The following is a 13,384-nucleotide window of genomic DNA, read 5'->3' as shown; positions in this document are numbered from 1 at the left end:
TATTCGAAACCAGTCACCTCAACGTAACCAACGGAGTGCTGTGACCCATGTCATACGAACCTGACTGGAACGTCTTCTCCGTGACCTGCCCGTCGCGCACGTCGCTGGCGCGGATCGCCAACAAGTGGACGGCGATGATCGTGATCGTGCTGAGCCGGGGCCCGGCCCGCTTCGGGGACCTGAAGAGCGCGGTCGAGGGCATCAGCGGAAAGGTCCTCACCGAGACGCTGCGTGACCTCGAACGCGACGGGCTGGTCAGCCGGCAGGCGTTCGCCGAGGTCCCGCCGCGGGTCGAGTACGAGCTGACCGAGCTGGGGCACACGCTGCAGGCACCGCTGAGCGCGCTCGGGCAGTGGGCCGAGGCACACATCGCCGAGGTGCTGGTCGCGCGCGACCGCTACGACCGGGCGTAGCGACAGGGTGCTGAGCACGCTCTGACGACATCACACGACGTCGTCGAGTGCGGCCGACGCGGGGCCACGGGGAGGGAAAGCCTCGGTCCAGATGAAGCGTAGCGATCGGTACATGTGTAGCGTAGCGATCGGTACAAATGAAGCGTAGAGACCGGAACATGTGTAGCGTAGAGGCGTGGAGTACCTCCCGAGAATCCTGGACGAGCGCCTCGACCGCTTGCTCGAAGACGTACCCGCAGTCGCGGTCGTAGGACCGAAGGCCGTGGGCAAGACCGAGACATCACGGCGCCGAGCCAAGGCGGTGATCGATCTCGTCGATGAGTTCGAGCTCGACCTCATCAAAGGTGATCCCGAACGCCTTGACGAAAGCCCGCGTCCGTTGCTGATCGACGAGTGGCAGATGCACCCGCCCGTGTGGGACCGGGTAAGACGGGCAGTTGACCGTGGCGCCGCCCCGGGATCGTTCATCCTGACCGGATCGGCGACGCCGGCGAAGAGACCGATGCACTCCGGAGCCGGGCGCATCGTGCAAGTCAGGATGCGCCCGCTGTCGCTCGCCGAACGCGGGCTGGCCGCGCCCACCGTATCGCTGGCGACGCTTCTCACGGGCGAGAAGGACCGAGTCAGCGGCGAGTCGCCCATGCCCCTGTCCAAGTATGTCGACGAGATCATCGCATCAGGCCTACCGGGCGTACGAGCCGCCGCGCAGCGGTCCCGAGGCGACCTGCTCGACGGATACCTGGACGCCGTCGTCGAGCGAGACTTCCCCGAGGCAGGACACAGCGTCCGGCGCCCACGTACGTTGCGCGCATGGCTTCGCGCGTTCGCCGCAGCATCAGCGACAACAGCGGACTATGCATCGATCACCGACGCCGCGACAGCGGGCGAGGCCAACAAGCCCGCACGATCCACGACGTTGTCATACCGCGAGACTCTTGAACGCATGTGGCTCATCGAAGAGGTCCCTGCCTGGACCGGGATCGGGAGCATGCTCAAAGCGCTGGCGGCCACGCCGAAACATCACCTTTGTGACCCTGCCCTCGCCGCGCGTCTTCTGAACGTCGACGCCGACGCGCTTCTCCACCAGCCGGACCCCTCAGGCGTTCCTCTCCCACGCTCGACACCTCTCGTCGGCGCATTGTTCGAAAGCCTCGTGACGCTCTGCGTCCAGGTTTACGCCGACGCCAACGGCGCGCGCGTCAGCCACCTCCGCACAAGGAAGGGAGAGCACGAGATCGACCTCATCGTCGAACGACCTGACGGGCGCGTGGTAGCGATCGAGGTCAAGCTGGCCGCGAGGCCGGACAACGGCGACGTGAAGCATCTGAAATGGCTCCGCGATCAGCTCGGCGACGATCTCCTCGACGCGGCAGTCATCACGACGGGCCCCGCCGCATTCCGGCGCGAGGACGGTATCGCCGTCATACCCGCCGCACTGCTCGGACCATGAGCAGCAAGCCAAGCGGTGTCCCGACCCAGTACCTCGACGGACGTCAGTTCAAGCGCCGCAGCAGGTGGACCGTGACGGTGTCGCCGGCCTGCTTGTCGATCTTGCGGCGCAGGTCGGCGGCGACGGGGAGCTTGTGCGTGCCGTCGCCGAGCGCCATGAAGGAGCTGGTGAACGGGACGCCGTCGACGGTGCCGGTGACCTTGACGAGGCCACGCGTGCCGAAGTACTCGGCAGAGCCGTCGAGCTTGAGATAGGTCCAGCCGCCCTTCGCCTCGCTCTGGAGCAGCACCGCGGTGAAGGTGCGGTCGAGCGGGCCCGCGCTGGTGGCTTCGGACATGGTCGGACTCCCTCGGATCAGTGGATCAGTGGATGAGCCCGATGGCGAGCGCCACGAGCATGAGCTTGAGCAGCCAGTCCCCTGCGTGGATGGCCGCGGTCTGCCACGGCACGCGTTCCCAGATGATCGAGCCGGTGAGCAGCACGACCGGGAACGCCACCCACAGCACGAGCGACAGCAGCAGCGTCGAGGGCAGTGCCAGCAGGTCGCTCTGCGTGGCGATCCAGGCGAAGCCCGCGCCGACCACCGCGGTCCGCAGCAGCTCGGTCACCGCCTTCCAGGGAGCCGGGCGGCCACGGCCGGGGGCCCGGTCGCCGAGCGCCCGCTGCTCGAGCGGAGTGGTGACGACGTAGTAGACGGAACTGAGCACGAACGCCGCGACGGCGGCGGCGATACCCCAAGAGATCATGACGATCCTCCTTTTAGTACTGACCAGTACCGTAGCCCGGCACAGCGAGTACCGTCCAGTACTATTTTCGGCGTGACCACCTCAGCCTCTCCCGCCCGGCGCCGTGGCAGGCCAGGCGGCAGCCAGGGCACCGACCTGCTCGCCATCGCGCGCGACGTCTTCCTCACGCACCAGTACGCCGGCGCGACGATGGACGCCGTCGCCTCGGGAGCACGGGTCTCCAAGCAGACGCTCTACCGGCAGTACCCGTCCAAGGAGGTCCTGTTCGGCGCGGTCGTCCGGGACTGGGTCGACCGTGGCCGCGACTCGATGAGGCCGCACCTGCAGAGGCTGATGGAGGCGGACGACGTCAGGCAGGGGCTGCTGAAGCTCTCCCAGATCCTCCACGCCGGTGTCCTGAGCCCACCGGTCCTCCAGATGCGGACGCTGATCGCCGCGGAGGCCGAACGGTTCCCCGAGGTGGCGGCCGACTACGTGCGGCGCAGCTGGGACCACAACCAGGGGCTCCTCGCCGATGCCCTACGGCACCTGGGCGCGCGCGGCCTGCTGCGTATCGACGACCCGGACGTGGCCGCCGAGCAGCTCACCTGGCTCGCGCTGGCCGCACCCCTGAACCGGCTGACCCTGACCGCCGGCGCAGCCCGCTACAGCCGGGAGGAGCTGGACACCATCGCCGACGAGGCGGTCACCACGTTCCTGGACCGCTACGGGGCTCCGGCCGGGGCCTCCTGAGGGCGGCGCACGGCCAGCGGGGCCAGCAGCGCTATCCCCAGCACCAGGGTCGTCAGCGACGTCTCAGCCGGCGAGAACATCAGGTCCCACATGGCTTTGATCGCCAGGAACAGCACGAGCGCGGACGCGGAGCGCGCCGTGACGAGCACCGACACCCGGCTCACGAAGAACACCGCGACGAGGATCGCCAGGACGAGCCCCGGTATCCCGTACCAGGCCCAGAAGTCGCCGATCACCGAGTGCAGCTCGAACCCGCTGCCGAAGAGATAGTTCTCGACGTACCCGTTGTTCGGGTCGTACCCGAGTGCCGCCATGCCGGACTTGGCCACGAGCACGTCGGTCATGGACGGGACGCTCCCGCCACCGAATCCACCGGGTGACGCGCCCATCAGGGCTGCGGTCGCGCCGATCTCCGGCCGGCCACCGGTGATCAGGGTGCCCGACGTCGCCAGCTGGAGCTCGGTGCGGTCCTGCGCACCCTCGCCGAGCACGCCGTCCAGGATGGCGGCCTGGACCGAGAGGTACGTGCCGAGCGCGAGCAACCCGAACAGGACCAGCGTCCGCAGGGCCGAGAGCCTGGACGACGCCGGTTTCCCCCACGACTGCCAGAGCACGAGCATGACGACCATGAGCAGGATCGCGCTCGAGGAGCGCCCGCCGTTGACCGCCGAGACGCCGGCGAGCGCGAGCAGGGCGACGACGTCGACCCACCGCTTGTGCCACCGCGCCGCGACGGCGAGGACGACGACCGTGACCGGCAGCGCGAACCCGAAGCGCCAGGGGCTGTCTGCGAACGCACCGCCGTCCGGGTTGATGCCGAGCAGCATCCCCGCACCGAAGGCAGCGCCCACGGCGGTCACGGACATGCGGCTGCGTGCCCACAGGACGCAGCCGACGCCGCACGCGAGGCCGAGCACGAGGAACGCCGACTCGAAGGTCCCTACCGAGGACACGCTCCGTGTGTCGCTGTGCCAGACGGTGAGCCAGACGCTCCACGCCGCCGCGACCCCGGCCAGGACGGTCGTCCAGGTGATCCACCGGGAGCTGCGCACCCAGGGCACCCACAGCGGCAGCAGCACGACGGCGATCACGATCCCCGCGGTCAGGCCGAAGTAGAGGTCGTAGCGCATACCCGTGAGCACGAGGCAGAGCAGTGCCAACCCGGTCGTGACAACGTCCCAGCCCTCCCGCCCCTCACGGGGCGACAGGGCTGGGACGAACGCGGAGGGGGTCGACGTCACGGTGCGAGCGGACCCGCCCAGAAGTCGTCCAGCCGAACGACGTTCGCACCGGTCGTGACGCTGCCGGCCAGGCTGATCGCGTAGCCGACGCCGCCGGCGTCCTGCAGCTCAGGCGTCGAGTCGGTGGCCGTCAGCTGCCACGCGGCAGGCTCCGAGGTGCCCGCCTTCCACACCTTGCCACGGACCGTGGTCGGCGACGAGCCGGTCAGCTGCAGCCGCACAGCGAGGCGCTCGCCGGCCGTGACGCTCAGCCCGGCGATGTTCGCGGCGGCCAGGGTGGTCTCCACGGACTGCAGCGAGTTGAGCTGGAGCTGAACCGCTCCGGTCGACTTGACCCAGACCTTGGCCCGGTATTCGCTGGCGAAACCACTGGTGCGTCCCACCAGGGAGACGAACGTGCCGCTGCCGTCGGAGATCTCGTCGAGGGAAAGGACGCCGGTGATCTCGACGTCGGTGGCCGTGACGTCCCGCAGCTGAGCCTTACGGTTCGCGCCCGGTGCGCTCAGAGCCATAACGCCCTCGCCGTCTGTGACGGAGTAGTTCGAGGCCGCGCTGTAGACGGTCCAAGGACCGCCGATCGTTGCGGCGCCCCAGCCGCCCGTCTCGGAGCGAGCGAATTCGTCGGCGGCGAACTCGGCGGGCGCAGACGCCTCGACCTGGACGGTGTCCTGGGCGGTCGCACCCTCGTCGTCGGTCACCGTGAGCGTCACGGTGTACGTCCCCGGGGCGGCGTAGGTGTGGGTGGCCTGCTGACCGGTCCCCGTGGTGCCGTCACCGAAGTTCCAGGCCCAGGAGGCGATGTTGCCGTCCGGGTCGGCGGACCCGCCGCCGTCCGCGGTCAGCTCGAAGCCGTGGATCTCCGCCGAGGCGTCGGCGACCGGCGCCTGGTTCGGCCGGCCACCGTCCCTCGCGACGGTGTGGTGGTCGAGGATCTTGGCGGCGGAGAGCACCGTCGGGTAGACGGCCACGTCGTCGATGGCACCTGTGTAGCGGTCGCCACCGAGCAGCGAGCGGTTGGGCCACCCGCTCAGGGTGTCCGCGCCGATCCGCCAGTAGCCGTTGTACGCCTGGCCGGCGGTGATGTCTGCCCGGCTGGCGACCCGGACGCCGTCGACGAAGAGCTGCATGCCGCCGGACCCGAGCGTGGCGACCACGTGGTGCCAGGCACCGTTGTCGACCCTGCCGGGCGACCGGAGGGTGCTCCTGCTGCCGTTGTTCACACCGAACGAGAGGCGGCCGCCGGCGTCGACGTAGAGCAGGCGGTCCGTCGAGCTGGAGGTACCGGAGGCGGAGTTGTTGTTGCCGAAGCCGACGATCCGTCCGCTGCCGGTGCCCTTGATCCAGGTCTCGACGGAGAACGTGTCGGGCCCGGCGATGTTCTCGGTGGAGACGAGCCTGCTGAACGCCGAGTTGCGGAAGGTGGCAGCGGTGTTCGGGTCACCGGTGATCGCTCCGGCGGTGCCGAGCTGGACGTTCGACGGCACGGTGAGGTCGTCGCCGCCCGCCCAGTCGTAGGTGCTGGTGGAGCCGGCCGGCTCGCCGAGGCGCCACAGGTGCTCAGCGCCGTCCTGGACGACGGTGTCGGCGTAGTCGCTGCGGGCGGCGGTGGAGACCGTCACGTCGACCCACTCCGACCGCTTCACGTTGCCCGACGGGTCCGTGACCGTCAGGCGGTAACGGTGCGCCGAGCCGGGCGCAAGTCCCGTGTCGCGCACGGTCCGCTTCTTCGGCGACCAGAACTTCGCTGCGATCGTCTCCTGGAAGACCGGCGCCGCCGCCTCGGAGTCGCGGTACACGCGGTAGGTGAGTGCTTCGTCGTCGCGGTCCCACGTGGTGGTGAGGTTGATCCGGACGGTGCCGGCCGAGACCGAGGCCGCCGTCGGGTTGAGCGCGGCACCGGAAGCCATCGGGCCCTGCTTGTTAGGGGCGATCTCCCGCTTGGCGTACCGGACCAGACCCTGCTGACCGACGCCGTTCACCTTCGGGAACTCGCCTCCGTACAGGACGTAGTCCGCGTTGCCGGTCACGGTCCAGACGGCCTGCTGCTTGCCGCTGTATGTGCCGATGTCGGTCTTCGGGTACCAGGTCAGCAGGTCGGGACGCGGGGTACCGGGGTGGTCGGGGTAGCCCCAGATGTCCTCGGTGTTGGTGCCGCGCACCTCGTCGGTGAAGGCGGTCGAGTGGTAGTAGGACCGCGGCTTCGTCTCCGGGAACCCCGCGCCATTGCCGCAGTAGTGCTTGTGGCTGGCGGTATAGACGACGTCGCCCAGCGCCGCCACGTCGTACGTGTCGCCGTGGCAGTCCTCGATCCAGACCAGGGTCCCGTCGGTCCAGCTGACCTTGAAGGTGCCCTCGGTCGTGCCGCCGGCACCGTAGTGCCAGCCGACGCCGTACCAGGCCTCGTCGGTGGCGGTGAGCCGCATGATGCTGGCGCTGTCGCCCGCGTTGCGCACGCGGGAGTTGACCGGCAGCTGGCGGGTCGCGCCCGTCGCGGCGTCGAGCCACGCGATGCCGTAAGCGTTGGCAGAGTTGGAGTTGACAGAGGTGAACGTGCCGGAGATGGCCACCGACTGCTCGTCCGGCGACACGACTATCGACTGGACCTGCCGGTCGTCGACCACCGGGACGAACCCGGGCCGGAGGGCACCGTTCGACGCGTTCATGGCGGCGGCGCGGTAGCGCGCCGTGTTGTTCACGGCGGAGAAGTGGCCACCCGCGTACACGGTCGTGTTCGTGGCCGCGACGGCCTTCGTGGTGCCGTTCAGGTTCGGCGCGAACGACGTGTTCAGGGTGCCGGTCGGCAGGTTGAAGGCGGCGATGCGGCTGCGGGCGGCGCCGTTGACCGTGGTGAACCCACCCACGACGTACAGCCGCGTCCCGTCCGGCGAGGCCGCCATGTCGGAGACGTTGCCGTTGAGCGTGTGGTTGAACGACGTGATCAGCGCGCCGGTGGTCAGGTTGTACGCGAGCAGGTTGGTGCGGGGGACCAGGTTCGTCCCCGGCGCGGCACCGGCCGGGCGGGCGTTCTGGAACTCACCACCCACGTACACGGTGTTGCCGACGATCACCTGCTTCCACACGATGCCGTCGATCTGCACGGTAGGCAGGGCGTCCGCGGACACGGAGACAGGGTCGGCGGTCGGCTCGGCGACGTCGGTGGCCACCTGGGCGGCCACAGTGGCGGACGCCGACGGCGTGACCACGAACGACGTGACGACGAGCGCGAGGCTCGCGAGGAGAGCCGAGGCCCGCCGACCGGGCAGGGAGCGATAGGGCACGAGCACCTCACTGGAGAGATATGGACCCGCCGGACCGCTGTACCGTCGGACGATGTGGACCTGTGGAACCGATCGCTCAATACGCTAATAGCGGGCGACGCGGGCAGCGATGTCGAAACGGGGTGAAGTCTGGGTGATCTCGACAGCCTGAGGCGCCTCAGGCGCCGGTGAAGATCACGATCGCCGCGCCGATCCGGGGATCGATCTCGAGCTCGACCTGGTCCTGAAACTCGGTGGGTACGTTGAAGACGAACACGCCGCGGGCTGTCTCGTCCGTGGCAACCTCCGACGCGAAGGCCTTGCCACCCGGCTTGAGCAGAGGCGTGGCCGGCGTGCGGTCCGGCCCGTAGTAGGCGTTCACAACGACGGTCCGCAGATCGAGCGTCTTGCCCGTGCCGTTGGTGAGATCGACGGCGAACCGGAGCGCCGGGCCGCCGACCTCACCGGGGACGTTCGCCTCGCCGGTCACCTTCTCGACCTTCGGCACAACCACGGTGACGCCCGGTTCGGGGGTCGCCTCGGCACCGAAGGGTGCGGGCTCCAGCGTCTCGCGGGACTCGGGCGACTCCCCCTCGTCGGTGCCGGGTTCCGCGTCGCCGCCGGTCGGGTCGTCGCCGGCGGACAGCGACTCCGACGACTCGGGGTCCGCGGGGTCGGCCTCGCCCGCCTCTGGGGCGGCGTCGTCCTCGGTGCCCGCGCCCGACGCCAAGCTCGCGGACGGCGTACCGCCGGCGTTCGGCTCCGCGTCCGACCGCAGGTTCACCACGGCCACAACTGCGGCAACCGCCAGGACGAGCACGACGAGAGCCAGCAGGAGGCGGCGTCGGGTGACAAGAGGGGATGCAGGCATGATCTTGGAGCGTAGTCTCGGGTCGGCCCGCACCCCTGCGTTCCGGCGGAGTTCACCCTCACCTGGCGTACGGCAGCAGGACCCGTCCGAACGTCGCGAGCAGCTCGCCCCGGGACCTGGCGAGCGTGCGCCTAGCCCGTGCGTCGAGGGCGACGTCGCTTCGCGCCGACGCACACGCGACCTGCAGCATGCCGAGCGCCCCCCGGGCTGTGCCCGCGCACAGCGTGCGTGCCCGCAGAGCGGCCCGCCGCCCCCTGCCGTGCGCAAGCATGAGCGCCACGCGTGCCGAAGCATTCGCGAGACCCGCGGTGCGCGCGAGCAGATATGCGCGGGTCAGCCGGTCGGCGGGCACGACATCGGACACGACGGCCTCGGCACACCAGACGATGCGTCCGCCCGCAGCGGTCAGCGCGCTCGTGAAGAGCGTGTCCTCACCTCCGGAGAGTCCGAGGGCCGGGTCGAACGTCAGACCTGCCCGCCGGACCGCGCGCAGGTCGAGCAGGAGGTTGTTCGTCGCGGCGGTGGGTATGACGGTACCGGTGCGTAGGCCGACGCGGTGGGCACGGTCGTAGAAGCCGCCTGCCACCACCCACGGCTCGGGCTCCACCGCGTACCTGGAGGTCACAGGCCCGGAGACGGCGGCGGCGGCGGTCGTCCGGTACGTCTCGTACAGGGCGCCCAACCAGCCGGCGCGCGGCACCTCGTCGTCGTCCACGAACGCGAGCAGGTCCTGGTCGTCGGAGGCACGCAACGCACGGTTCCGGGCGGCTGAGATCCCCGGCTCCGGCTCGACGACAGCGGTCACCGGCCAGTCGCTGCCGTCGCCGTGCGTCCGCGCGGCCTCGGCCACCGCGTCGGCGCCCGTGCCCGCGGCGTCGTTGTCGACCACGAGCACGCTCACCGCGACCCCCTCGACCCGGCGGGCCAGTTCGGCCGCCTGCTCGACGAGCACCGGCACGAGGGCCGCTATCCGGTCCGGGCGCCGATAGGTGAGCACAGCGACAACCAACCGCTCGGTCCCGACTTCACCCACCACAATCACCCTTTCCACGCCACCACGACGGCTGATCCGGCAGTTACCGTAGCGTGGCCCGACCCTGATCCTCCCGAGAGACGAGACCCGTGCAGCAGGTTCACCCGCGTGTCCTGGTCAGCGCCTACGCGTGCGGACCCGGTGACGAGCCGGAGGCAGCCGCCGGATGGGCCTTCGCGCGCGCCGCCGCCCGGTCACACCGGGTGCACGTCATCACCCGCCACCGGTTCGCGCCGGCGATCACCGCCGAGCTCGAACGCGACCCCGAGCTGGCGCGCGCGCTGACCATCGAGTACCTGGACCTGTCCGAGCGCGTGCTCGCCCTCAAGCGCCGCGGCACCGACGTGTACTGGTACTACATGCTCTGGCAGCGCGCTCTGGCTCGCCGCGCCGCCGAGCTGCACCGGGCGATGCCGTTCGATGTCGGACACCACGTGACGTTCGCGAACGACTGGCTGCCCTGCGGCCTGGCGCGCGTCCAGGGCCTACCCGTCGTGTGGGGACCGGTCGGCGGCGCGAGCGTCGTCCCGGCACGCCTCGTCCGGTGGCTCGGGCTGCGCGGTGTGGTCACCGAGCTGCTCCGCGAGCTGCTCACCGCGCCGCTACGAGCCATCTGGGGCGACGCCGCCGCCCGGCGCGCCGCGGTGGTCGTCGCGCAGAACGAAGCGGTCGCGCGACGGTTCCGGCGGGCCCGACACGTCGTCGTGGAGCCGAACGCCGCGCTCGACGACGACCTACCGGGGCGGGCGCAACCGTCCCGGCCTGAGTCGGCACCCGGGCAGCGGCAAGCCGTGTTCGTGGGCCGGCTCCTGGCCTGGAAGGGCGGCAGGCTAGCGATCGAGACGATCGCCCACACACCCGGATGGGACCTGCACGTCTACGGAACCGGGTACGAGCGCTCCACACTCGAACGGCTTGCCGCACGGCGGGGCCTGAGCAACCGCGTCGTCTTCCACGGGCACCGGCCCCGGGTCGAGGTGCTCGACGCCGTCGCCAGCTGTGACGCGATGCTGTTCCCGTCGATGCACGACCAGGCCGGCTGGGTGGCCGCCGAGGCGAGCGCGCTCGGGCGCCCGGTGGTGTGCCTGCCGCTGGGCGGCGTGCCGCTCCTGGCCGGGCCGAACGCACGGCCGGCCGATCTGGCGGGCGACGTCGTCGGTCACCTGGCGACCCGCCTCGTGGAGACCGCGACGCAACCGGGCACCCCGTCGGACCGGTGGTCCACCACCCGCCTGCCCGCAGTCGTGGAGGGCCTCTACCGCAAGGCCCTCTCTGTGAGCCCCACGGCGGAGGGCAGCCCGATATGACCCCCGTCCGCGTCCTGACCTCGAACCGCGAGCCGCGCAGCACCACCAACCCGTACATCACGATGCTCACCGCCGCGCTGCGCGCGACCCCAGGCGTCGAGGTGGTCACCTTCTCCTACCGGGCGGCCCTGCTCGGGCGGTACTCCGTGGTGCACCTGCACTGGCCGGAGACCGTCCTCGGCCAGGGCGGCCGACGACTCTCCGGGCGCCTCGCGCGCTGGGCGCTCGCCGCGCTCCTGCTGGTCCGGCTCAGCCTGACCCGCACGCCGGTGGTCCGCACGATGCACAACGTCGAGCTCCCGGCGGATGCGAACCGCGCCCAGCGCCTCCTGCTGCGCTGGTTCGACGGGCTCACCACGCACCGCATAGTGCTGAACGACCGCACCGAGTGCCCGGGTCCGGCCACCACCATCCTGCACGGCCACTACCGAGACTGGTACACGGGCCCGCGCACGGCTGTGGTCCCCGGCCACCTCCAGTACGTCGGCCTCGTCCGGCGGTACAAGGGTATCGAGAGCCTGGTCGAGGCGTTCCATTCCGTCGCCGACGACTCGCTCACGCTCGGCATCGCAGGGGCTGCGTCGACCCCGGAGCTCGCGGCCACCATCACGGCGCTGGCCGACGGTGACCCCCGCGTCAGCCTGCGCTTCGACTTCCTGTCCAGCGACGAGCTCGTCGCCGCCGTGACCACCGCGGAGCTCGTGGTGCTGCCCTACCGGTTCATGCACAACTCCGGGATGGTCCTGGCCGCACTCTCGCTGGACCGGCCGGTCCTCGTCCCCGAGACGCCGGTCAACGCGGACCTGGCCGCCGAGGTCGGGCCCGGCTGGATCCACACGTTCACCGGCGACGTCACGGCAGAGTCAATCGAGTCAGCGCTGACCGCAGCGCGCAAGCCGCGCCCAGCAGCACCCGACCTGGGCGCCCGCGAATGGGCGGACGCCGGCCAAGCGCACCTGACCGTCTACCGGCTGGCGCTGTCCCGCGCCGGACGGTCCGGGCGCAGCGGCGGGGTACGCACGTGACCGGTGCACCGGCGTCCGCGCCCTGGCGTTCCGTCGGGAACAGCGCCGTCGTCCAGGTGGTCGTGACGGGGCTGTCGGGGCTGCTCGGCATGGTGACCGCGCGCCTGATCATCGAGCAGTTCGGCGTGGCTCAGTACGCCCAGTACGGACTCCTGGCGTCCCTGCCGTCGCTGATCCCGTTCGCCGACCTCGGCATGGCCGCCGTGGTGGTCAACGTGCTTGCCTCGTCCGAGCGGGCGAACACTGATCCCGCGGTCCGCAGGACGCTGACCAGCGCGTTCCGGATCCTCATGTGCTCCGGCCTCACCATTGCGGCGATCGGTGTGCTGCTGGGCGTGCTCGGCTGGTGGCCGGTGGCGCTCGGCCCTGGCCTGCTCGACGGCGGGGCGCTCGCCGCGACGGTGTGCGTCACGATCCTCGGACTGGCGCTGCCGTGCGGAGTCGGCGCGCGGATCCTGGTGGGGCTCGGCCGCAACCCGCTTCAGACCGCGCTCACCGGGCTCACCGCGCCCTTGGTCATGGCGGGTGTGCTCGTCGTCCTCGCGGTGAACGGATCGGGCTCGTTCCTCGCGATCGCGTCTTACGGAGCGGCTGCCGTCGTCGCCGTGACACTGCTGGTCACCGCCGCGCGTCTGGTCCGGCCCCAGGTCGGCGCCGCACTGCGGGATGTGCCCCGCCTGCGAACCGTGCCGGGGGTGCGGGTCTTCGACATAGCATGGCCGATGTTGGTGCAGATGATCTCGCTGCCGATCGCCATGCAGACCGGGCGGATCCTGCTCAGTCACCAGGGCAGCGCGGTTGACCTCGCGCAGTACAACCTCGGGGCGCAGCTTTTCGGAGTGGTGCTCGCCGCGGTGTCGACGGCGGGGCTCGCGCTGTGGCCGCACTTCGCGAGGGCCCGTAGCCAGTCGGTCAAGGCCTCGCCGTTCCGGGCGTCCCTGGTCTTCACCGCCGCCGGCGTCGTGCTCGCCCTGCTGCTCGCAGCGCTGCTCCCGTGGTTGGTGCCGCTCGTGACCGACGGCGAGTTCGGACTCGGCCTGCCGCTCGTTGCGGCGTTCGTCGTGTTCACGATCGTCCAGGCCGCCAAGTACCCGGTGGGCATGTACATGACCGACGGCGCGGGCCTACGGGCGCAGGTGCTCCCGATCGTCCTGATGGTGCCACTGAACCTGGGCCTGGCGTGGTGGTCGATCCCGTACCTGGGCGCGGCCGGGCCGGTCTGGGCGACGGCGTTGTCAGTGCTGGTGTGCCAGGTGATCCCGAACGCTCTGTGGGTACGCCGGCGGCTGCGCGCGGCCACGTAGCCCCC

The 13,384-nt window shown here is 70.6% G+C and carries 12 protein-coding genes; 6 read left to right on the top strand and 6 right to left on the bottom strand.

Annotation, left to right across the window (positions count from 1 at the left end; genetic code table 11):
- The first annotated feature begins 47 nt into the window (after positions 1-47).
- Together ACQEVI_RS15930 and ACQEVI_RS15925 are read left to right on the top strand one after the other, a co-directional pair.
- A complete protein-coding gene (locus ACQEVI_RS15930) occupies positions 48-413 on the top strand; it encodes a winged helix-turn-helix transcriptional regulator (protein ID WP_432900509.1) in 366 nt (121 codons plus the stop codon).
- A gap of 175 nt (positions 414-588) precedes the next feature.
- Positions 589-1,863: an ATP-binding protein gene (locus ACQEVI_RS15925; RefSeq protein WP_432900507.1), complete on the top strand. Its 1,275-nt coding sequence runs from the start codon at positions 589-591 to the stop codon at positions 1,861-1,863.
- Between the two features lie 43 nt (positions 1,864-1,906).
- Here ACQEVI_RS15925 and ACQEVI_RS15920 read toward each other — a convergent pair whose 3' ends face one another.
- Entirely contained in the window at positions 1,907-2,200 is a 294-nt protein-coding gene (locus ACQEVI_RS15920; protein ID WP_432900505.1) for a DUF1905 domain-containing protein, read from the bottom strand.
- 25 nt (positions 2,201-2,225) lie between these two features.
- Complete coding sequence (locus tag ACQEVI_RS15915) at positions 2,226-2,609, bottom strand: DUF1761 domain-containing protein (RefSeq protein ID WP_432900503.1); 384 nt, start codon at positions 2,607-2,609, stop codon at positions 2,226-2,228.
- 72 nt (positions 2,610-2,681) lie between these two features.
- On the opposite strand from ACQEVI_RS15915, the gene ACQEVI_RS15910 reads away from it, so the two are divergent.
- On the top strand, positions 2,682-3,341 hold the full coding sequence (locus ACQEVI_RS15910; protein ID WP_432900501.1) for a TetR/AcrR family transcriptional regulator: 660 nt from the start codon (positions 2,682-2,684) through the stop codon (positions 3,339-3,341).
- On the opposite strand, the gene ACQEVI_RS15905 is transcribed toward ACQEVI_RS15910, so the two are convergent.
- The 4 genes from ACQEVI_RS15905 to ACQEVI_RS15890 all read right to left on the bottom strand — a co-directional run bounded on the left by ACQEVI_RS15905 (position 3,314) and on the right by ACQEVI_RS15890 (position 9,743).
- The gene (locus tag ACQEVI_RS15905) at positions 3,314-4,582 is read right to left on the bottom strand and encodes a hypothetical protein (protein ID WP_432900500.1); all 1,269 of its coding nucleotides are present in this window, start codon (positions 4,580-4,582) and stop codon (positions 3,314-3,316) included. The genes ACQEVI_RS15910 and ACQEVI_RS15905 overlap by 28 nt on opposite strands.
- Positions 4,579-7,860, bottom strand: a complete 3,282-nt coding sequence (locus tag ACQEVI_RS15900) for a PKD domain-containing protein (protein WP_432900498.1) — start codon at positions 7,858-7,860, stop codon at positions 4,579-4,581. Before ACQEVI_RS15900 ends, ACQEVI_RS15905 begins: the two co-directional genes overlap by 4 nt.
- Positions 7,861-8,017: 157 nt before the next feature.
- A complete protein-coding gene (locus ACQEVI_RS15895) occupies positions 8,018-8,710 on the bottom strand; it encodes a hypothetical protein (protein WP_432900496.1) in 693 nt (230 codons plus the stop codon).
- Positions 8,711-8,768: 58 nt separating this feature from the next.
- Positions 8,769-9,743, bottom strand: a complete 975-nt coding sequence (locus ACQEVI_RS15890) for a glycosyltransferase family 2 protein (RefSeq protein WP_432900494.1) — start codon at positions 9,741-9,743, stop codon at positions 8,769-8,771.
- An 89-nt stretch (positions 9,744-9,832) separates the two neighbouring features.
- Here ACQEVI_RS15890 and ACQEVI_RS15885 point away from each other — a divergent pair, with 89 nt between their 5' ends.
- Genes ACQEVI_RS15885 through ACQEVI_RS15875 form a run of 3 tightly spaced genes read left to right on the top strand, consistent with a single transcriptional unit; the run spans position 9,833 to position 13,379 of the window.
- Positions 9,833-11,050 carry a glycosyltransferase gene (locus ACQEVI_RS15885; RefSeq protein ID WP_432900493.1) on the top strand — a complete coding sequence of 406 codons (1,218 nt, stop codon included), beginning with the start codon at positions 9,833-9,835 and terminating at the stop codon, positions 11,048-11,050.
- Positions 11,047-12,075: a glycosyl transferase gene (locus tag ACQEVI_RS15880; RefSeq protein WP_432900492.1), complete on the top strand. Its 1,029-nt coding sequence runs from the start codon at positions 11,047-11,049 to the stop codon at positions 12,073-12,075. Before ACQEVI_RS15885 ends, ACQEVI_RS15880 begins: the two co-directional genes overlap by 4 nt.
- Positions 12,072-13,379: a lipopolysaccharide biosynthesis protein gene (locus ACQEVI_RS15875; RefSeq protein WP_432900490.1), complete on the top strand. Its 1,308-nt coding sequence runs from the start codon at positions 12,072-12,074 to the stop codon at positions 13,377-13,379. The genes ACQEVI_RS15880 and ACQEVI_RS15875 overlap by 4 nt, the downstream gene beginning before the upstream one ends.
- Positions 13,380-13,384: the final 5 nt, after the last annotated feature.

It is taken from the genome of Promicromonospora sp. CA-289599, from assembly GCF_050936155.1.
In the GTDB taxonomy this organism is placed as follows: Bacteria; Actinomycetota; Actinomycetes; order Actinomycetales; family Cellulomonadaceae; genus Promicromonospora.
This window is presented reverse-complemented; position numbering and strand designations above follow the sequence as displayed.